We start from the raw sequence: 18,839 nt of genomic DNA on the forward strand, positions 1-18,839 counted from the left end.
CGCCGCGTTCGAGCGCCCCGGTATCGCTAGTTGTTCAGCACCACCACGGTGGTACCGACCGAGACGCGGCCATAGAGATCGGTGACATCGTCATTGGTCATGCGGAAGCAGCCCGAGGAGACCGCCTGGCCGATCGTCTCCGGCTCGTTGGAGCCGTGGATGCGGTAGAGCGTCGAACCCAGATACATCGCGCGCGCCCCGAGTGGGTTCTCGATGCCACCCTTCATGTGGCGCGGCAGGTCGGGCCGGCGGGCCAGCATCTGCGACGGCGGCGTCCAGTCCGGCCATTCCTTCTTGGCCGTGATCTTGTGCACTCCGCCCCAGCGGAAGCCGTCGCGGCCGACACCGATGCCGTAGCGCAGCGCCTGGCCGTTCTGGAGCACCAGGTAGAGCCGACGCTCGCTCGTGTTCACCACGATCGTGCCGGGGGCGTAATTGCCGTTATACATGACGGTGGTGCGGGGGATCGGATTGACGCCGGAACGGAAGAAATTGGGACCGCCGCCCATGATGTCGCGCGTGTCGAACTCTTCGGCGAACGCGCCGCCGGCGGTGGCCGACAGCAGTGCGATGGCGGCAATCGGCGCGGCAAAAAACCGGATCATTGTCTCCCCCAGCAAGAAATCGATTCAATGAACGCCACAGGCCATATTTGCGGGCATTCTGCAAGCCACGGGCCCGTGAGGGATGCCATGCTTGACGATCGGCGTTACCAAATCGGCAACCACGATTTGCCGAAAGGCATTGGAGCGTTTTCAAGCGAAGTGGATACCGGTTCGCATCAGGAAAACGCGTCAAAACATGAATCTGATGCCCCGTTCCGTTTCCATCGGAACGGGGCATTAGCCAAACCGGCGCATCGTCGCGCGGGGCAGGGCGGCGACGGCGGCTATTGCTTTGACGGGAGGCGCGAACAATGATTGATCGGACGGATATCTGGACATGGCCGGTTACGGGAGCTTTGGGATGAACGGTGCGGAAAGCCTGGTGCGGACGATGGTCAAGGGTGGGGTGGACGTCTGTTTCACCAACCCAGGCACCTCCGAGATGCATTTTGTCGCAGCGCTCGACCGCGTGCCCGGCATGCGCTGCGTGCTCGGCCTGTTCGAAGGCGTGGTGACAGGCGCCGCCGACGGCTATTTCCGCATGAAGGGCACGCCGGCCTCGACCCTGCTGCATCTCGGCCCCGGCCTCGCCAACGGCCTTGCCAATCTGCACAATGCCAAGAAGGCGAATTCCGGCATCGTCAACATCGTCGGCCAGCATGCCGTCTACCACATCGGCTACAACGCGCCGCTGACCTCCGACATCGAGGGCCTGGCCCGGCCGATGTCGTCCTGGGTCCGCACCTCGCCGGATGCCAAATCGGTCGCCGCCGACGGCGCCGCGGCGATTGCTGCCGCCAGAAGCGCGCCGCCGCAGATCGCGACCCTGATCCTGCCCGCCGACACCGCCTGGAACGAGGCCGACGGCATCGCCGAGGTTCCCGCCGAGCAGCAGCGCGCGAGCTATTCGCCGCAGGCGGTTGAGCAGGCCGCCAAGATCCTGCACGGTGACGGCGAGGGCACGCTGCTCCTGATGACCGGCAGCGCGCTCAGCGAGCAGGGCCTGGCACTGGCCGAACGCATCGCCAACAAGACCGGCTGCACCGTGATGGGCCCGACCTTCCGCCCGAAGATGGCGCGCGGCCGCGGCCGCTTCTCGATCGACCGCATCCACTACGTCATCGAGAACGCGCTGCCGATGCTGGCAAAGTTCCGTCACATCGTGTTGGTCGAGTCCGACGATCCCGTGGCCTTCTTCGCCTATCCGAACAAGCCGAGCATGCTCAAGCCCCAGGGCTGCGAGGTCCATCGCATGACCTCCTGGGGCGAGAATTCGGTCGCGGCGCTGGAGGCGCTCGCCGGCGCGGTGAAGGCCAGCGCAAAGGACGTCAAGCCGCAGGCTCTGCAGGAGCTGGTCAAGCCGACCGGCGCGCTCACCTTTGCCTCGATCGCGCAGGCGATCGCCTGTGCGATCCCCGAGAACGCGATCATGGTCGACGAATCCCTGACCACCGGCCGCGGCTTCTTTCCGCCGACCGCGGCCGCCGCCCCGCACGACTGGCTCCAGAACATGGGCGGCTCGATCGGCTTCTCCACGCCGCTGTCGATCGGCGCTGCGATCGCCTGCCCCGATCGCAAGGTCATCACCATGGTCGGGGACGGCAGCGCGATGTACACGATCCAGTCGCTGTGGACGCAGGCGCGCGAGAACCTCGACATCGTCACCATCGTGTTTGCCAACCGCATCTACCAGATCCTGCGCGGCGAGTTCGACAATGTCGGCGCTGGCGAGCCCGGCCAGCGCGCCAACGACATGCTCAGGCTCGATCGTCCGACACTCGATTTTGTCGCGCTGGCCAAGGGCATGGGCGTGCCCGGCCGCGCCGTCACCAATGCCGACGAGTTCAACAAGGCGCTGGCCGAAGCGGTCGCCGAGCCCGGGCCGCGGCTGATCGAAGTCCAGATGTAGGACGTCACCAGACAGAGCGCCGCGAGCCCGGAGGCACGATGCAGACCGAGCTGAACAAGGTGATCGCGGCGCTCCAGGACTTCTACGCCCACGAGGGTTTCCTGTTCGAGAAGGACATCGGCGAGCGGGCGGTCACGCACCGCTTCGCCGTGCATCTGGAAAAGCAGTTTTCGGGCTGGTCGGTCGACTGCAATTACGACCGGCTCGGCGAGCGCACGCTGCATCTGCCGCACGGCACCATCATCTCGACCGACGACCATCTCGGCAAGTCGATCTACCCCGATGTCGTCGTGCATCAGCGCGAGATCCCGAACAACCTGCTCGCCGTGGAGATCCGCAAGGCAAGCAACCATACGCCGCTGGAGCACGACGAGCACAAGCTGCGGGCGCTGACCGACGTGCACGTCTGGTTTCCGTACTGGATCGGCGTGCTGCTGGTGCTGGACAGGCACCAAGTGACGATGTCGGAGGTCTATGTCTCTGGCCTCGCCAATGAGGCGCTGTCGCGCTGGTTCGCGACGCGGCTGGAGGAGGCCGGCCTCGGAGCTCGCGTCTAAAGCATGATCCGGAAAAGTGCGCAGCGATTTTCCCTCGCGACAAACGCGGAACGCGTTTGCGCGGAGATCATGCTTAAGCAACAACCCAAAGCGCGAAGACGATTCATCCTGATCGCATCGCGCATTAGAGGAGCGCGGCATGCGCTATCGTCGCGCACGCCGCCAAGTCCTCAGCACACCAAGTCCTCAGCACACCAAGTCCTCGGCACACACCGTCAGTAATGGTAAGGCTGCGAGTAGGCGTAGCGCGGGTTGATGCCGCAATAGGCCGAGGTGCCGGAGGCGGTGGCGGCACATTGCTGGTAGCTGGCGAACTGGCAGTTGCCGGGATAGCCCCAGCTGCGGCCTTGCAGGCAATATCTGTCGTTGGCGGCCTGGGCCGGTGCTGCGGACAATGACGCGGCGATCAAAGTTGCGAACGATGCAAGCGTGAGGATGGTGCGACGCATTTCAGTCTCCTTTCGAGCGTGGGGTGGAACGACCATGCCTTGCCGTTCCCCGTGGCCTGTCCGACGCACGGTCATGCAGTGTTGGTGTCGGCATGGCGCGATGCGTTCGAGATGAGGCACATCATGACGCAGCCTGTGGCGAACAATGTGACCTCCACCACAGTTCGCGCATGGGTTCCGGGCTATTCAACGAACTTGCACGCCTCGATCCCGCGGGACTAGGCTTGTCTCATTCGGATCAGGCATTTTGGAGGTTCTGATGCAGAAGTCATATTTGCTGGCTGCGACGGCCGCGCTGGTGCTCATCATGCAAATGCCGCTCGCCCTGGCGCAGGGCGCACCCGCTACCGCAGGAACTGCGGCGCCTGCCGCGACAAACGCTGCGCCGGCTGCGACGACGACCGCGCCAGGCGCAACCACCGACAGCTCCAGCCAACCGACCGATGCCAAGAAGAGCGCGTCGAAGAAGCCGGCGAAGAAGAAGATGACCCGGCAGCAGGAGATCGATCATTCGATCGACACCGGCACCGTGCCTGCGCGCTACCGCAGCTCAGTGCCGAAGCAGTACCAGCAATATATTCCGTTCGATAAGCGGTAGCGGATCGCACGGCGGCGCGACGTGATCGAACGTCATGCCCCCGGTGCCATCGAGAGGCGGACTTGAACTACGGTCTAGGTAACAGGTCTTGGTAACAGGTCTTGGAAATCGGTCTTGGAAAACGGTCTTGGCCGGGCGGCTTCCGGCCCCACATCCGCGGTGGCGGTCTGCGAGAGCAGTGCTAGAGTAGACCGAAGCCGGGGGAAACGATGAGTGACGAGGTGAGGGATGCTGGCCTTGTGGCCATGATCAGCAGCATCCTGGGAGGCAACAAGCGCGCAGACGCGGACAATGTTGCACCGCCGCCGCTCGCCGAGGTTCCGCCGATTGTGCCGGCGGATGCGGCGGAGCCGGTCGAGACGTCCGGCTTCGATCCGGCAGCGGCCAAAGCCGGGAACGCGCCCGATGCCGCGCCGGCTGCCATGAAACCGGCCGAGCCGCCTGCGCAGATCGCGACCACGCGGGACGGCAAGCGCCTGCTGCCGGCGGAGGCGATCGCCGATCTCGTGCTCGGCGAGCTGCGCAAGCTGGAAAACTTCCCGAACTCTGGCGTCTCGGTCACGGTCTATGGATACCGGCACTGGAACGCCATGCTCACCTTCGCGCCGTTCTCGACCAGTTTCCAGAATGCAACCCGGTTCCGCCAGGCCGTGCCGGACCTCGTCTTCAAGCTCCGCCGTTTCGTCGAACTTGAGATATAGTCTCGGCGATCGGCGGCGCACGGCGCCGCCATCGAAACAGCTCGACAGGATATTCAATTGAGCGTCGCCTTCACCAAGGAAGAAAGCGCCGAAACCGCGTCCGAGACGCTGTTGCCGGATCGCCCGATCTCGCCGCATCCGAACCTCGTGACGGAGGCAGGCTTCAAGGCGTTGCAGACGCAGCTTGCCGAAGCGCGCGGGGCCTATGAAGCCGCGCAAGCCATCGAGGATGTCAACGAGAAGCGGCGACAGTCGGCGGTGCCACTGCGCGATGTCCGCTATCTCACCGAACGCTTACGCACGGCGCAGGTCATGCCCGATCCGGCCTCGACCGACGTCGTCGCCTTCGGCTGCACGGTCACGTTCAGCCGCACCGATGGCCGCGTGCAGACCTATCGCATCGTCGGCGAGGACGAAGCCGATCCGAAGGCCGGCTCAATCTCGTTCGTCTCGCCGGTTGCGAGGTCGCTGATGGGAAAGGCTGTCGGAGACGTCGTCGGCTCAGGCGCGCAGGAGATCGAAATTCTGTCGATCGCGTAGGAGCGCAGGGCGAGGATCACGCGCAAACGACCGTTGAAGCACGAAGGCGAATCTGCCTGATGTCGATCGCGCCACACCTGTCTGGAATGGAGACCATGATACCTGAAGCACGACGGAAGCAGAGCAGTCGCGCCGGAATGCGGCTCGCCATGCGTTTCGGTTGCCGTGTGATGGTCGCCGCCAAGTCCGCCAAACAAGGCTCGATGGTCGGATGAGACGGTTTCTGGCGGGAGCGGTGCCGTTTTATGCGCTGGCTGGCCTGGCCATGTGCATGTACCTCGTCCTGTACAGGACGAACCTCTTCGACTTGAACGCCATTGTCCAGGGTGCGACCGGTTCGTCATGGTTTCTGGTCTTCATGTTCGCCTGCGTGCTCATGGAGTCGGTCTTTCCGTATTTCGGCTATTTTCCCGGAACGGCCCTGATCTTGATGTCCGTGGCGCTCAACCCGAAGCCTGCCGATGCCTTCGTTTTCGTCATGGCGTGGCTGGCCATCATCGTCGGCGCCGTCTTGAGTTACGGACAGGCTCGTTTTTTCAGACCGTTCTTGCAGCGGGTTGCCTCGAAAGCGGCGCTGAGCCGGTGTGAGTCCCTTCTTCACGCCTACGGTCCATATGCGCGCGTTGCCTTGTTCGTTCATCCCAACGCCTGTGCGATGTATTTCACGGCACTCGGACTTCTCGGCGGCAACCTGACGCGAGAGTTCGTCCATCTTTGCCTGGGCGCGGCGGCCTCGGTCGGCGTGTTGTTCGTCATCGTGACCAGGCTCGTGTCGTCGGTGGGCGCCACCGACGATGGGCAATTGCAGCTGCTGCTCGCGGCAGCGCTGGTTGCTATCGGCACCCTGGTCGGCCTCTGCGCGGCCTGGCGGGCGGAGCGGGTCGCTTGAGGCTTGCTCCGGCATTGCGGGCGGCTTGTCCGCCATAGCTCGAAGAGCGAGGGCGTAAGCGAAGCAATCCAGTCCTTGCGGTGCGTGCCGTGCCGACGGTCGCCGAGTAGCCTGGGGCGGAGTTGGTCGGCGAGCTTGCGCCACTGCGCTTGTGCGGCCTCGGCCTCGACCAGGGCAAACCCGTGCCCGAACGAGCCGCCGAACAATCAATTCGAGCCCAGCGCAGGCATGGCCCATTCATATCGATGTCGCGTCAACGTCACAGCCGTTGGTTAACGGATCGCTCGTGCCAGTACCAAGCCACACAGCCAGGGAGCAAGAGCATGTCGCACCATCACCACGGCGATCATCGCCACGTCGGTCCGTTCAAGAAGATCAAATTCGGAACCAACGGAGACGACGCCATTCCGGGGTCGGGCCACAGCGACATCATCCTTGGCTTCGGCGGCAATGATACGATCGTCGCCGGCCTCGGCAATGACATCGTTTTCGGCGGCCGCGGCAATGATTGGATCGACGGCGGCAAGGGAAACGATACGCTGTTCGGCGAAAGCGGCAATGATGCCCTGATCGGCGGCGATGGCAATGACGACCTGCATGGCGGCCGCGGCCGGGATCTGCTCCTTGGCGGCGCGGGCAGGGATCATCTGAGCGGCGATGAGGGCAACGACAAGTTCCTGCTTCGCAAGGGCATGGGCGTGGACACGATCGAGCATCTTGACGCCGGCGATCGCATCGACGTCCGCGATTTCAACATTCCTTCCTTTCAGACGCTCGTCAATTCCGCGCGCCAGGTCGGTCATGACGTGCAGATCAATCTCGGCAATGGCGACGCGCTGATCATCGAGCATGCCCGCATTTCCGATCTTCACGCCGAGCAGTTCATTCTGTCCAATGAGGTGAAGGGCGTGTCGAGCTCGCAGACGCCCTACCTGCTCAGCAGCGATTCCCACGTCTATACCGAGTCGCTGCTGACGACCGGCGACAGCGTGAACGGATACCGGATGGCCGGCATTCCCGACGGTCTCGGCGCGTTCGACAACGGCGACGGCACCTTCACCGTCCTGATGAACCAGGAGCTTCCCGGAACGGCCGGAATTGTCCGGGCGCATGGCGGCACCGGCTCGTTCGTGTCGGAGTGGGTCATTGACAAGACGACGCTGCAGGTCGTCTCGGGCAAGGACCTCATCCACGATGTCTGGATGTATGAGGGCGGCACCTATGTCGACCACAACGCCGGCAACAGCCCGGTGACGTTCAACCGCTTCTGTTCGGCAGACCTGGCCGATTCGGGCGCGTTCTACAATGCGCAGACCGGGCTCGGCTTCGACGGCAGGCTGTATCTCAACGGCGAAGAGGGGGGCGTCGAGGGACGGGCCTTTGCTCACGTTGTCGGCGGCCCCCAGGACGGCAACAGCTACGAGCTGGCCTGGCTCGGCAACATGGCCTATGAGAACGTGGTCGCCAATGCGCACACCGGGGACAAGACCGTCGTCGCCATGATGGATGACGGCCAGAACGGCCAAGTCTACTTCTATTCCGGCACCAAGCAGTCGACCGGTAACGCCGTCGAAAAGGCCGGGCTGACCGGAGGCCATCTGCTCGGAATTCACGTCAGCGAGCTCGAAGGGTCCGCGAACAATGCGCCGAGCAGCACCAGTCCGCTGGGTGCCGACGAGAAGTCCGCCTTCACCATGATTGATCTCGGCGACGTCAGCGGCAAGACCGGTGCGCAAATCGACGCGGACAGCGAAACTGCCGGCGTGACGAGCTTCCTGCGGCCGGAGGACGGCGCATGGGATACGCTCAACCCCAACCGCTTCTACTTCGTGACGACGAATGCATTCAACGCGCCGAGCCAGCTCTGGGCGCTGGACTTCACCGACGCGTCGCATCCCGAGCTTGGCGGCACCATCAAGCTGCTGCTCAACGGCAGCGAAGGTCAGCAGATGCTCGACAACATCACCGTCGATTCCCACGGCAAGCTCATTCTTTGCGAGGACGTCGGCAACAACGCCCACCTCGGCAAGGTCTGGCAATACGATCCTGCGACCGACGCGCTCACACAGCTTGCCCAGCACGATGCGAGCCGCTTCGTTACGGGAGGTGCAAACTTCCTGACCCAGGACGAAGAGGCATCGGGCGTCATCGACGTCACGCATATCCTCGGTAACGCCGGGGAAAACGTCTATCTGATCGACACCCAGTCTCACCTCAATGTGGGAGGCGAGCTCGTCGAAGGCGGCCAGCTGCAGCTGATCCACCAATATCTCGTCTGACGCGAGTCGCCCGACCGGGACATTGCTCAAGCGGAGGTGCCGGACTCCCGTCCGGCACCTCCGCTGCCGTCAAACGGCCGTCATGAATCATCGACAGTGAGGAGCAGTTTCATTGCTGCTTCGCTGAAGGGCGGTCGGTTCGAGACAATCACCTCATCGAAAGCCGCGGAGTAATTGCGTGTGATGTTGGCTACGCAAGCAGGCGTTTCCATGGATGCAGGATCGGAGCTGCGGGCCGCCCTTCGATCGTGCCGCACGGCCCTTGTGGGCATCGCAGCGTTCAGCGGATTGATCAATATCCTCAGCCTGACCGGCTCCCTCTACATGCTGGAGGTCTATGATCGCGTCCTGCCAGGCCGCAGCGTATCCACGCTGGCGGGCCTGACGATCATTGCGGCCTTGCTGTTCGTCTTTCAGGGCACACTGGAAGTGGTTCGCGGCCGAATGCTGGTTCGCATCGGAAACCAGATCGACTGGCGCATCGGTGACCGCATCTACGATCTGGTGGTTCGCCTTCCGCTTCGCACACGTGGCGGTGGGGACGGACTGCAGCCGGTTCGCGACGTCGACACCGTTCGATCTGTGATGTCGGGCCCCGGTCTGCCTGCCCTGTTCGATCTGCCCTGGTTGCCGTTCTACCTCGCCATCTGCTTTGCTTTCCATCCGCTGATCGGCGCGACGGCGCTCGGCGGTGCACTCGTGCTGGTGATGTTGACGCTGGTCACCGATCGCTTGTCGCGGCAATCCGTCCGGAAGGCGTCGAGCTATGCCGCTGCACGCAACCGCCTTGCCGAAGCCAGTCGTCGCAACGCGGAAGTCCTGATCGCAATGTCGATGTCGTCCCGGTTTCTGGAGCGATGGCGCAAGCTTGGCGATGCTCATCGCAGGCAGCAGAGGATCGCCAACGATATCTCGGGAGGCTTCGGGGTCACAGGACGGATGCTGCGCATGATGCTGCAATCGGCCGTGCTCGGCGTCGGGGCCTATCTCGTCATCCGACAGGAAGCATCCGGCGGAATCATCATTGCCAGCTCCATCCTGACGGGTCGCGCACTTGCACCCGTGGATGTCACGATCGGCAACTGGAAGAACTTCATCGCCGCGGCCCAAAGCTGGCAGCGCCTCACCGGGCTGATGTCGGCGTTGCCGGCGTCCGCCGACAAACTGCCTTTGCGGCCGCCGGAACGGCTCCTCGTCGTGGACAAGTTGTCCGTCACGGCCCCTGGATCGGAAAAGCTCCTGGTTGCCGATGTCAGCTTTCACCTGAAGGCAGGCAGCGGGCTCGGCATCGTCGGCGCCAGCGGCTCGGGAAAATCCTCGCTGGTGCGCGCCCTTGTCGGCGCATGGCGGCCGTCACGCGGCGTCATCCGGCTCGACGGTGCATCGCTCGAGCAATGGTCGCCTGACGCACTGGGAAATCACATCGGATACCTGCCTCAGGACGTCGAATTGTTCGAGGGGACCATCGCCGAGAACATTGCACGGTTTGCGCCCGATGCTTCGATGGAGCAGGTCCTTGCCGCTGCCGACGCCGCCGGCGTCCATCAGCTCATCGTCAGCCTGCCCGATGGATACAACACCCAGATCGGCGAACAGGGCGCACTGTTGTCGGCGGGCCAAAGACAGCGCGTGGCGCTCGCGCGGGCGCTGTATGGCGATCCTTTCCTGGTCGTGCTCGACGAACCCAATTCCAATCTGGATATCGAGGGCGAAGAGGCGTTGACGCGCGCAATTCTCGCCGTTCGGGCCCGAGGCGGTGTCGTCGTCATCGTCGCTCATCGCTCCAGCGCGCTGGCTGCCGTGGACTTCGTGATGACGATGTTCCATGGCCGGCAGCAGGCCTTCGGGCCCAAGGAGGAAGTGCAGTCGCTGCTGGCGAGGCGGGAAGCCGGGCCGCCTGCCGCGCCATTCAAGGTCGTTGTCCCTCAACCAGCCGCATCCACATGACCACCGCGATACAGGGCGAAGATCGCAGCATGCGCCATCATCTGCTTGCCGGCGTCATTCTGGCGGCAGTATTGACCGGAGGGATCGGTGGCTGGGCTGCTACGACCGAGCTGTCGGGAGCGGTCACCGCCGCTGGATCGGTCGTCGTCGACTCCAACGTCAAGAAAGTCCAGCATCTCACCGGCGGTATCGTTGGAGAGCTGATGGTTCGCGAGGGCGACCATGTCCGTGCCGGTGAAACATTGGTGCGGCTCGACGAAACCGCGCTGCGTGCCGGCCTCGCCATCTATACGAAGGGACTGGACGAGATGCGCGCCCGCAAGGCTCGTCTTGCCAGCGAACGAGACGGGGCCGACCATCTCGTCGTTCCGCAGGAACTGCTGGATAACGCATCTACGGAGTTCGCCGCCGCGCTCGGCAGCGAACGCAAGCTGTTCGAGCTGCGCGCCGCCGCGCGTCGCGGCCAGAAATCCCAGCTTCGCCAGCGCATCGCGCAGCTCGAGGATGAAATCCGCGGCTACGGCGCCTTGCAGCAGGCCAAGGCGGAAGAGATCGAATTGATTCAGCGCGAGCTGATCGGCGTGCGCGGCCTCTGGGAGAAGAATCTGGTCCAGATGAGCCGTCTGACCCTCCTGGAGCGCGAAGCCGCGCGTCTCAAGGGCGAGCTGGCGCAGTCGATCGCCTCCACGGCACAAGTCCAGGGCAAGGTCACCGAAATCGAGCTGCAGATCCTGCAGATCGACCAGGACCTCAGCAGCGAGGTTGCGAAGGAGTTGCGCGAGATCGACGGAAAGATCGGCGAATTCATCGAGCGCAAGGTGACGGCCGAAGATCAACTGAAGCGGGTCGACATACGCGCTCCGCAGGCCGGCGTGGTTCATCAACTCAACGTCCATACGGTCGGCGGCGTGGTAAGCCCGGCCGACCCCGTCATGCTGATCGTGCCGGAAGCCGACCTGTTGATGGTGGAAGCCAAGGTTGCTCCGGCCGACATCGACCAGCTGTATGTCGGTCAATCGGCAAGCCTGCGGTTCTCTGCCTTCAATCAGCGTACGACGCCTGAGATCGAGGGGAAGGTCAGCCGTATCTCCGCCGACGTGACGCCGGATCAACGCACGGGTCAGAATTTCTACACCATACGTGTCTCGATATTGCCCGAGGAGCTGGCGCGACTCGGCAATGTCAAGCTCGTGCCCGGCATGCCGGCGGAAGTCTTCGCCAAGACCTACGACCGCAGCATCCTGTCGTATTTCACCAAACCCCTCCTGGACCAGGTTGCCCGGGCCTTCCGCGAGCGTTGATGCCGGGCACCGGACATCGGCTGCTCAAGCCATTTCATAACGAAGGCTTAAGTTGGTGCAACTAGATGTAGTGAGGCTCCACGTCAGGTTGTCGGTCGGATAAGGCCAGCCTGAGTAGTTACAGCGTGTTGTTAAGAGGCCCGGGTTGGGACCGATCACCTATAGCATTTGCCACAAGCCTGTCATCGGCCTTGCAATGTGGATCACGGGCCTCTGCACGTTTTGGCCCCCGATCCCGGACACTGAAATTTCCATTCGTGATAGCGGCTTGGTCCTGAACAAGGAATTCAGCGCTCCCGTAGCCAAGTCATATCTGTTCACCCTCAGATTTGTCTTTCCATCAACGGAAGCCCGTCTCAAAGACAAACTGGTGGGTCAAAGGCACGTTGGCGGTTACTGTACCGGTGGCACTGAGTATGAGGATGTTCCACTACCTGATCGTTCAGGCTTGGGCCTTCCAATTCCGTTGAAAGTCATTGTGCGTACAGAACCAGGAGGAATCCCAGTAGCCGAGCAGACCTTTCATTCGCTGTGCACAACGGGTCACATGACGACTGACAAAATTAGAGACATCGGGCGGCTACATCTCAATGAAGGGACCTACCGCGTTGAGGTTTACAATTTGCAGCCGCAGCCGGCGTTCGACGGCATCGCAATACGAATACGCCTCGGCAGTGGCGATGCAAAGTGAACCTAGGCGCTATGACGGTCGGTGCGTTGCTTGGGTAAGGCTCTGTCGCTGTGCTGGCTTCGCAGTCATGACGTTGCGACCACTCTGGTTCTTCGGTCGCAAGAAAGCGGACGTTTGCAGGGCCTCGGCAAAGGAGCCTTTAGCGGCTCTCGAAATCTAGGCTGAATGGTGGGCGCACAAGGGATCGAACCTTGGACCTCTCCCGTGTGAAGGTGGAGGCCGTATTCAAAACAGCCTAGGCTATTTTGATGATCGGGCGACGACTGCACACGTTTTGCACACCGTGATTTCGGAAATTACTCAAGGAATGAGCGCTCCCTAGATGAGGAGAGGTCCACCAGCGTTCTCGTTATGTCTGTCCGCACAGCATGATCGTGCGGCCAAAAAATCGGCGATTGAGTTACCGGGTAAGCCAACTGATGCGCGCACTATATTCCGGATTTAGGAATGAATTAACAGCCTCCCGCGAAGGTTGAATAATGAACTGGTCACGCAAGAATGTCGTCCTTTCGATTCTGCTCGCGCTTCCAATTGCCGGACTGATCACCATCATCTTCTTTTCAGTCATACCATTGCATCATGAGCAAGATGAGTGTTCGTTCGGATCAGTAACTAACGCTGAATATCGGGGGATGCTTTCTGCCGCTCGATCGCTGAGATGGAAATCGATCTTCGAAAGGCAAGAAATAGAAGACGCGCTGTTGGCGCAGTTCGTGCAAGTATCTCGAAATAGCTCATCTCCCTACGTCAAGATCGCAGCTATGCACGCTGTTCTCCGCGCGTGGGGCGGAGAGTTCACTAACATCAACGAGGGCCAATTTGGCGATCGGCGTGAAAAATTTGAGACAGCGTCCCGCGGGGGCGGCATCAGCTTCAATTATGCAGCAGCGGTACCGCAAATTGGACTTACATCTCTACCTGGAAAAGCTTGGTTCATTGGGCACTTGAACGGCCCACTAAGCTCCACAACCGCGTACGATCCGAAAAAATATCGCCCAGGACGCCTGTACTTTGTTGTTTGGCTTCCTAATCCCGTCGATCCGATCCCAGGTGACGTCCTTCGCGGGCTCAACGGTGCTTGTCCGCAGGTACCACCCGAGGAATTGGCCAATTTCTTTTCGGGCAAGCCTCAAGCAGAAGGAGATTGAGTACGCCGTCGGCCTCTGTCCGCCGCACGATTGCCATGCGGCTTTCATCACGATGCCCTTAACTTACAAGGGCGCGTTCGAGACTATGTCGGACTGGTGTCTGACTTCATTCGCACGCCTCGGCAGGGGGGCTTTCGGCGCATCTCGAAATCTAGGCTGAATAGTGGGCGCACATGGGATCGAACCTTGGATCTCTCGCGTGTGAAGCGAACGCTCTCCCGCTGAGCCACGCGCCCTTAAGCCGACGATACGAGGTGAATCCTCAGGTGCGGTGCTCGCCAGGCGGCGAAGGGCTGCTTCCCGGATGATGCGATCATGCCCCTGTTTTGCCCGACGAAGCAAGTCGATTCGGGAAATTCGTAACCCATTGATTCGACAGATGTCGGCTACTGTGCATGGGGTTGTTTTCAATATTTTTGGTTCGGACGGCGCCGGACGCCGCCAGGCAACTGGTCAGGTCCAGGAGGCTGAATGGTGGGCGCACAAGGGATCGAACCTTGGACCTCTCCCGTGTGAAGGGAACGCTCTCCCGCTGAGCTATGCGCCCGGGACCATCATGCGGGCGGCCGCAACTTGCGGCCGGCCGGCACATCGGAGCCCGCGATTTAGAAGTGCCGGCCGAAGGTGTCAAGTTTTCAGGCGCTCGGGGGCCGGAAAACCTCGCGTCAATTCAGCGATTCGCCTGGGAGACCTGGTTTCGGCCGGTTACGCGCCCTGCTGGCGGGCGCGGGAGGCGTGGGCCTGGAGCGCACGGATGCGTTCGGCGAGCGTTCCGCCGCCTTCGGGCAGGCGGGGTGCCGGAGCGCCGCCCGTCGCGGCATCGTTGGCCGGACGCGGTGCCGGCTTGGTCGGCTGGCCGGCCTCGGCCGCGAGCAGCGCCTCGATCGGCGAGTTCGGGCCTTCGAGCTGCATCGCGAGCTTGGCGACTTCCGCCGCGATGTCGTTGATGCGCTCGCGCAGCAGCGCGTTCTCCATGCGCTCGGTGGCCCAGGAGCTCTCCGCCTGCTGCTGGATCGCGTTGAGGTCGCGCTGAAGCTTGGCGCGCTCGTCGCGTGCGGTGCGCAGCTGCTCCTCCAGCGCGGCCTTTTCGGCGCGCAGCTGCTCCATGGCAGCCGACGATTTGCCGCCGCTCAGGGCCGCGATCTCGACGCGCAGCTCCTTGATGGTGCGCTCGTTGCTCTCGTTGGCCTGGCGCAGCTGGTTGTTCTCATAGTCGCGCTCGGCGAGCAGCTTGCCCTGCGTGGCGAGGCGTCCCTCGAGGTCGGCGACGCGGCCGGACAGCATCTCGGCCTCCTTGACCTGCGCGATGAGCTGGCGATCGAGCTCGGTGACGCGCTGGCTCAGATTCTCGACGCGTCCGCGCGCCTCGCCGAGCTCGCGCGAGGCGGTCTCGGATTCGGTCCGCTCCTGCGCCAGGCGTGCTTGCGTGGCGGCAAATTCCTTCTCGGCATCGCCGACGCGGCCCTTCAATGCCTCGATCTGCGCGCGCACCGCGATGAGCTCGACCTGGCGGCTCTCCGCCATCATCGAGCGGTCGGACAGCTCGGAGTTGATCTTGGCGAGCTCGTTCTGCTTGTCGGTCAGTGCATTTTCCGCGGCGCGCAAGGCTTCGGTCCTGGCGCTGAATTCCTCTTCGGTGGCGCGGAGCTGCTCCTTCACCGCCTTCTCGCGCGCCTCGAGCGCGTAGATCGCGGCATTCTTCTCGCCAAGCTCGATCTTCATGCGGTTGATGGCGTCGCTCTTCTTGCCGAGCTCGGCGAGCTGGCTCGTGGTCTTGTTCTTGAGCTGCTCGACGCTCATCTCGAGCCGCCGTGCCGACATGGCGAATTCGGCGCGGAGCTGGTCCTTGTCGGCCTGGATCTCGGCCATCGACAATGGGGTGGCGGCCTCGAGCCGGCGCGTGGTCAGCCGCACCGCGCGGTTATGCACCAGCGGCACGATGGCGAGCCCGCACAGCATCGAGAGCAGGAAACCGATCGCCAGGTACATGATCGGTTCGACCATGGGCCAGAACTCCCAAGCTTAAGGAAAAATTCACCAACGACCATGCCATGGCGGGCCGGCAAAAAGCCAGCCCCGGCCTGTCGTTAACCTTGATCCGCAGGGGGTACGGGTGACGAAGCCTAGAACGGGTTCCAGGTCGCGCGCGGGGTGTATTTGAGATAGCCGATATTGGCGCCCAGCCGCAGGCCGATGCCGGATCGGATCGGCACCAGCACGATGTTGTTGGCGGTGAGCGCCGTCATGCCGAAGCCGCCGATGATATAGGCCGAGCCGTCGATGCCGCCGAAGCGCTGGTAGATCGCGTTGGTGGCGGGCAGGTTGTAGACCAGTGTCATGGTGCGCGCGCCGTCGCCGCCCCAGTCGAAGCCGAGCGAGGGGCCCTGCCAGTAGACCCTGAGGTCGCCGGCATTCTTGGTGTAGAGCGTGCCTTCACCGTAGCGCAGGCCGGCGACGAAGGCACCGGAGCCTTCCTCACCCAGGATATAGCCGTTCGGCAGGCCCCATTGGCTGACCGCCTTCTCGATGATCGAGGCGAGCCCGCGCGAGACGTTGCCGAAGAAGCGGTGGCCGGCCGTGACGAGCTCGTCGGGCCCATAGGTGTTGGGCGTCGCGGTCCGCTGCGGCGGTGGCAGGTCGGGCGATGGCGGCGTCTGGGCGGAGGCCGGCACGATCCAGCCGATCATCGCGGCAAGCGCGAGCGCAGCAAGGCGTGATGCGAAAGTCATAAAGAACCCCTGGTACCGAATCCGGTCGCTTCCTTAACCTGACGCCAACAGGCACGGCTGTAGGTTGCGCCGAATGTCCCCTCGACTCGGATGTTATCTGCAGCAACTATGACGGCACAACGGCAGGAAGATAGCCCTTTGCGCCCCGGAATTGCCTTGATCGGCCGCCGCGTCTGCCTGCTGGCGGGCATTTGGATCACCTGCTCGGCGTTGCCGGCATGGGCCGCCACCACCGAGCGGATCGTCGTCAACCGTTTCACCGGCGTTGCCATCGAGGGCTTCGACCCCGTCGCTTATTTCGTCGCTGGCACGGCCATGCAGGGGACGATGGAGTTCGAGGCGAATCTCTGGGGGGCTGTCTGGCGTTTCCGGAACGAGGGCAACCGCGCCTCTTTCCTGGCCCATCCCGAGATCTACGGACCGCAATTCGGCGGCTATGATCCAGCCGACATCGCCCGCGGCGTCACCATTGCCGGCAATCCCCGTTTCTTCGCGATCGTGGCCCAGCGGCTCTATCTTTTCAGCCGGGAATCCAATCGCGACGCTTTCGTCGCCAATCCCGAGCGCTTCCTCTATGAGGTGGGCAAGCGCTGGCCGTCGCTTCAGGAACAGCTCAGTCAGTAGCACCCTGCCGCCTGCGGATCGCCCCAGGCGATGAATTCCGGGATGATGAAGCCGGTGTCGCTGCGCTGGCCGAATCGGAGCTCGCCGCCCTTGCCGTCGGTCACCTTGCCGCCGGCCGCGGTCACGACCGCAGCGCCGGCCCCGACATCCCATTCCGAGGTCGGCCCGAACCGGGGATAGATGTCGGCGCTGCCTTCCGCGATCCGGCCGAATTTCACGGCCGAGCCGACCGCTTTTCGGACGGCATTGGGCCTGTTGTCAATGAAAGCCTCGCTTTTGGGATCGCCATGCGAGCGGCTCACCGCCGCGATCCAGGGCTCTCCGCGCGGCGGCAGCTTGCGGGTGTGGACCGGCTCGGTCGCCCCGATGGTTGCGCCGTTGAACTCCACCCGCTCGGCGCCGCGGCCGACGATGCCGCGCCAGAGCAGGCCGAGCGAGGGCGCGCTGACGATGCCGAGCAGCGGCACGCCCGATGTCACCAGGGCGAGGTTGACGGTGAACTCGTCGCGACCGGCGACGAATTCCTTGGTGCCGTCGAGCGGATCGATCAGGAAGAAGCTGCCCTGAAACGGCGGGGCGGCGAGCTGGGTTCGCTCTTCCGAGAGCGTCGGAACATCACCCGCGAGCTGTGCGAGGCCGTCTGCGATGATGCGGTCGGCGGCAAGGTCGGCCTCGGTCACCGGCGAGCCGTCCCGCTTGCCTTCGATCCGCATGGCGGCGCGGTTGACGGCAAGGATCGCCTCGCCCGCCTGCACCACCAGGGCGGTCAGGGGCTCCATCAGGCCGAATGCGGCCGCCCCGTCGATGATCCGCATCACCTGCATGCCTCATTCATCGGCAACTCCGTTCCTCGCCCAACTGATTCGGCCCGATCGATTCGCCTGGGCTTTATGGCCGCTTCGAACCGATCGCAAGCTAGCTGCCGCGGGCTTGCGAATGTTAGAACCCGCAGCATCCGTCAAGCATGCGTGATTCGCGGCGTCCAGCGCCGTGCAATTCCAGGAACCCTCCAGGACCCCTTTATATGTCTGACGCCTCGTCGCCCGCGCCCGTTACCGCTCCCGATATGCTCGAACTCGCAGCGCTCCTGTGCTCGCGGGTCTGCCACGATCTCATCAGTCCCGTCGGCGCCATCGTCAACGGGCTCGAAGTGCTCGACGACGATCCCAAGCCCGAGGACCGCGAGTTCGCGCTCGACCTGATTCGCAAGAGCGCCAAGACCGCCTCGGCCCGGCTCCAGTTCTGCCGCCTTGCCTTCGGCGCCGCCGGCTCCTCCGGCGCGCAGATCGATCTCGGCGATGCCCAGACCATGGCGCGCGGCCACATCGAGGACGGCAAGTGCTCGATCACCTGGAATCTGCCGCGCCTGCTGCTGCCGAAGAATCGCGTCAAGCTGCTGCTCAACATGCTGGTCGTCGCCCAGCATACCATCCCGCGCGGCGGCATGCTGACGATCGACCCGATCGGCGAGGGCGAGACGATGAGCTTTCGCATCACCGCGACCGGACACAATGCGCGCCTGCCGCAGAACATCTCCGAGCTCCTGAGCGGCGAGCGCGGCCCTGCCGCGGACGCGCACGCGATCCAGCCTTACTATACGCGGCTGCTCGCGCAGGCCTGCGGGCTCACGGTGACGCTCAAACCGGACGGCGAAGCCATCATCGTTACCGCTTCGTAAACGTCGCGTCGCGCTCGGCTTCTTAATCGAATCTTTACGAGGCGCTTCGGCTTGTCCGGAGCGCCTTATCTATTTGTTGGTTCCGTTCTTTTGCACATACTCAACCAATATTAAACGCTTTGCGGTGAAGCTGGCCCCATTCCGAAATGGCGCATCACGCCTCGTGCGCGCCCTTCCTGTATGAAGGCCTGTTT

19 protein-coding genes, 2 tRNA genes and 1 pseudogene are annotated in these 18,839 nt (G+C 63.1%); 15 read left to right on the plus strand and 7 right to left on the minus strand.

What is annotated here, in order from left to right; all coding sequences use genetic code 11:
- Positions 1–26 precede the first annotated feature (26 nt).
- Positions 27–605 carry a L,D-transpeptidase gene (locus XH87_RS14355; RefSeq protein ID WP_035713371.1) on the minus strand — a complete coding sequence of 193 codons (579 nt, stop codon included), beginning with the start codon at positions 603–605 and terminating at the stop codon, positions 27–29.
- Positions 606–692: 87 nt separating this feature from the next.
- Between XH87_RS14355 and XH87_RS14360 the strand changes: the two genes are divergently transcribed.
- Genes XH87_RS14360 through XH87_RS14370 form a run of 3 tightly spaced genes read left to right on the plus strand, consistent with a single transcriptional unit; the run spans position 693 to position 3,071 of the window.
- Positions 693–920, plus strand: a complete 228-nt coding sequence (locus tag XH87_RS14360; RefSeq protein ID WP_271587787.1) for a hypothetical protein — start codon at positions 693–695, stop codon at positions 918–920.
- A gap of 46 nt (positions 921–966) precedes the next feature.
- Positions 967–2,514 (plus strand): acetolactate synthase large subunit, encoded by a 1,548-nt coding sequence (locus XH87_RS14365; RefSeq protein ID WP_158670748.1) that lies wholly within the window; start codon positions 967–969, stop codon positions 2,512–2,514.
- Positions 2,515–2,552: 38 nt separating this feature from the next.
- Entirely contained in the window at positions 2,553–3,071 is a 519-nt protein-coding gene (locus XH87_RS14370) for a hypothetical protein (RefSeq protein ID WP_271587788.1), read from the plus strand.
- 215 nt (positions 3,072–3,286) lie between these two features.
- Here XH87_RS14370 and XH87_RS14375 read toward each other — a convergent pair whose 3' ends face one another.
- A complete protein-coding gene (locus XH87_RS14375; protein ID WP_035713364.1) occupies positions 3,287–3,520 on the minus strand; it encodes a DUF3551 domain-containing protein in 234 nt (77 codons plus the stop codon).
- A 259-nt stretch (positions 3,521–3,779) separates the two neighbouring features.
- Here XH87_RS14375 and XH87_RS14380 point away from each other — a divergent pair, with 259 nt between their 5' ends.
- The 10 genes and pseudogenes from XH87_RS14380 to XH87_RS14425 all read left to right on the plus strand — a co-directional run bounded on the left by XH87_RS14380 (position 3,780) and on the right by XH87_RS14425 (position 13,614).
- On the plus strand, positions 3,780–4,118 hold the full coding sequence (locus XH87_RS14380; protein ID WP_035713410.1) for a hypothetical protein: 339 nt from the start codon (positions 3,780–3,782) through the stop codon (positions 4,116–4,118).
- A 209-nt stretch (positions 4,119–4,327) separates the two neighbouring features.
- Positions 4,328–4,819, plus strand: coding sequence for a hypothetical protein (locus XH87_RS14385; RefSeq protein WP_271587789.1), 492 nt, complete (start codon positions 4,328–4,330; stop codon positions 4,817–4,819).
- Between the two features lie 57 nt (positions 4,820–4,876).
- Positions 4,877–5,359 carry a transcription elongation factor GreA gene (greA, locus tag XH87_RS14390; RefSeq protein ID WP_271587790.1) on the plus strand — a complete coding sequence of 161 codons (483 nt, stop codon included), beginning with the start codon at positions 4,877–4,879 and terminating at the stop codon, positions 5,357–5,359.
- Between the two features lie 211 nt (positions 5,360–5,570).
- The gene (locus XH87_RS14395) at positions 5,571–6,248 is read left to right on the plus strand and encodes a hypothetical protein (protein ID WP_271587791.1); all 678 of its coding nucleotides are present in this window, start codon (positions 5,571–5,573) and stop codon (positions 6,246–6,248) included.
- 323 nt (positions 6,249–6,571) lie between these two features.
- Positions 6,572–6,871: pseudogene (locus XH87_RS36780) on the plus strand (calcium-binding protein); the annotation flags it as partial.
- Between the two features lie 183 nt (positions 6,872–7,054).
- On the plus strand, positions 7,055–8,527 hold the full coding sequence (locus XH87_RS14405; protein ID WP_271587793.1) for an alkaline phosphatase PhoX: 1,473 nt from the start codon (positions 7,055–7,057) through the stop codon (positions 8,525–8,527).
- A gap of 210 nt (positions 8,528–8,737) precedes the next feature.
- Positions 8,738–10,474, plus strand: coding sequence for a type I secretion system permease/ATPase (locus tag XH87_RS14410; RefSeq protein WP_271587794.1), 1,737 nt, complete (start codon positions 8,738–8,740; stop codon positions 10,472–10,474).
- Positions 10,471–11,775, plus strand: a complete 1,305-nt coding sequence (locus XH87_RS14415) for an HlyD family type I secretion periplasmic adaptor subunit (RefSeq protein WP_271587795.1) — start codon at positions 10,471–10,473, stop codon at positions 11,773–11,775. Before XH87_RS14410 ends, XH87_RS14415 begins: the two co-directional genes overlap by 4 nt.
- A 145-nt stretch (positions 11,776–11,920) precedes the next feature.
- Positions 11,921–12,466, plus strand: a complete 546-nt coding sequence (locus XH87_RS14420) for a DUF5625 family protein (protein ID WP_271587796.1) — start codon at positions 11,921–11,923, stop codon at positions 12,464–12,466.
- 479 nt (positions 12,467–12,945) lie between these two features.
- The gene (locus tag XH87_RS14425) at positions 12,946–13,614 is read left to right on the plus strand and encodes a hypothetical protein (RefSeq protein ID WP_271587797.1); all 669 of its coding nucleotides are present in this window, start codon (positions 12,946–12,948) and stop codon (positions 13,612–13,614) included.
- 164 nt (positions 13,615–13,778) lie between these two features.
- Here the strand turns inward: XH87_RS14425 and XH87_RS14430 are convergent.
- From XH87_RS14430 to XH87_RS14445, 4 genes are all read right to left on the minus strand, one after another.
- A tRNA-Val gene (locus XH87_RS14430) sits at positions 13,779–13,850 on the minus strand.
- 236 nt (positions 13,851–14,086) lie between these two features.
- Positions 14,087–14,161: transfer RNA gene (locus XH87_RS14435), tRNA-Val, on the minus strand.
- A 158-nt stretch (positions 14,162–14,319) separates the two neighbouring features.
- Positions 14,320–15,618 (minus strand): hypothetical protein, encoded by a 1,299-nt coding sequence (locus XH87_RS14440; RefSeq protein ID WP_271587798.1) that lies wholly within the window; start codon positions 15,616–15,618, stop codon positions 14,320–14,322.
- A gap of 119 nt (positions 15,619–15,737) precedes the next feature.
- Entirely contained in the window at positions 15,738–16,343 is a 606-nt protein-coding gene (locus XH87_RS14445; RefSeq protein ID WP_271587799.1) for a DUF1134 domain-containing protein, read from the minus strand.
- A gap of 138 nt (positions 16,344–16,481) precedes the next feature.
- Here XH87_RS14445 and XH87_RS14450 point away from each other — a divergent pair, with 138 nt between their 5' ends.
- Positions 16,482–16,967, plus strand: coding sequence for a YHS domain-containing (seleno)protein (locus XH87_RS14450; RefSeq protein WP_271587800.1), 486 nt, complete (start codon positions 16,482–16,484; stop codon positions 16,965–16,967).
- On the opposite strand, the gene XH87_RS14455 is transcribed toward XH87_RS14450, so the two are convergent.
- Complete coding sequence (locus XH87_RS14455) at positions 16,961–17,791, minus strand: 3'(2'),5'-bisphosphate nucleotidase CysQ family protein (RefSeq protein ID WP_271587801.1); 831 nt, start codon at positions 17,789–17,791, stop codon at positions 16,961–16,963. The two genes, XH87_RS14450 and XH87_RS14455, sit on opposite strands and share 7 nt — an antisense overlap.
- A gap of 200 nt (positions 17,792–17,991) precedes the next feature.
- On the opposite strand from XH87_RS14455, the gene chpT reads away from it, so the two are divergent.
- Positions 17,992–18,645, plus strand: coding sequence for a histidine phosphotransferase ChpT (gene chpT, locus XH87_RS14460; protein WP_035715801.1), 654 nt, complete (start codon positions 17,992–17,994; stop codon positions 18,643–18,645).
- Positions 18,646–18,839 lie beyond the last annotated feature (194 nt).

This window comes from Bradyrhizobium sp. CCBAU 53415 (assembly GCF_028128735.1).
Lineage (GTDB): Bacteria > Pseudomonadota > Alphaproteobacteria > Rhizobiales > Xanthobacteraceae > Bradyrhizobium.

Coding starts and splice junctions, on each gene's coding strand:
- XH87_RS14355 (WP_035713371.1), bottom strand. CDS start 605: ATGATCCGGTTTTTTGCCGCGCCGATTGCCGCCATCGCACTGCTGTCG.
- XH87_RS14360 (WP_271587787.1), top strand. CDS start 693: ATGCTTGACGATCGGCGTTACCAAATCGGCAACCACGATTTGCCGAAA.
- XH87_RS14365 (WP_158670748.1), top strand. CDS start 967: ATGAACGGTGCGGAAAGCCTGGTGCGGACGATGGTCAAGGGTGGGGTG.
- XH87_RS14370 (WP_271587788.1), top strand. CDS start 2,553: ATGCAGACCGAGCTGAACAAGGTGATCGCGGCGCTCCAGGACTTCTAC.
- XH87_RS14375 (WP_035713364.1), bottom strand. CDS start 3,520: ATGCGTCGCACCATCCTCACGCTTGCATCGTTCGCAACTTTGATCGCC.
- XH87_RS14380 (WP_035713410.1), top strand. CDS start 3,780: ATGCAGAAGTCATATTTGCTGGCTGCGACGGCCGCGCTGGTGCTCATC.
- XH87_RS14385 (WP_271587789.1), top strand. CDS start 4,328: ATGAGTGACGAGGTGAGGGATGCTGGCCTTGTGGCCATGATCAGCAGC.
- XH87_RS14395 (WP_271587791.1), top strand. CDS start 5,571: ATGAGACGGTTTCTGGCGGGAGCGGTGCCGTTTTATGCGCTGGCTGGC.
- XH87_RS14410 (WP_271587794.1), top strand. CDS start 8,738: ATGGATGCAGGATCGGAGCTGCGGGCCGCCCTTCGATCGTGCCGCACG.
- XH87_RS14415 (WP_271587795.1), top strand. CDS start 10,471: ATGACCACCGCGATACAGGGCGAAGATCGCAGCATGCGCCATCATCTG.
- XH87_RS14425 (WP_271587797.1), top strand. CDS start 12,946: ATGAACTGGTCACGCAAGAATGTCGTCCTTTCGATTCTGCTCGCGCTT.
- XH87_RS14440 (WP_271587798.1), bottom strand. CDS start 15,618: ATGGTCGAACCGATCATGTACCTGGCGATCGGTTTCCTGCTCTCGATG.
- XH87_RS14445 (WP_271587799.1), bottom strand. CDS start 16,343: ATGACTTTCGCATCACGCCTTGCTGCGCTCGCGCTTGCCGCGATGATC.
- XH87_RS14455 (WP_271587801.1), bottom strand. CDS start 17,791: ATGCAGGTGATGCGGATCATCGACGGGGCGGCCGCATTCGGCCTGATG.
- chpT (WP_035715801.1), top strand. CDS start 17,992: ATGTCTGACGCCTCGTCGCCCGCGCCCGTTACCGCTCCCGATATGCTC.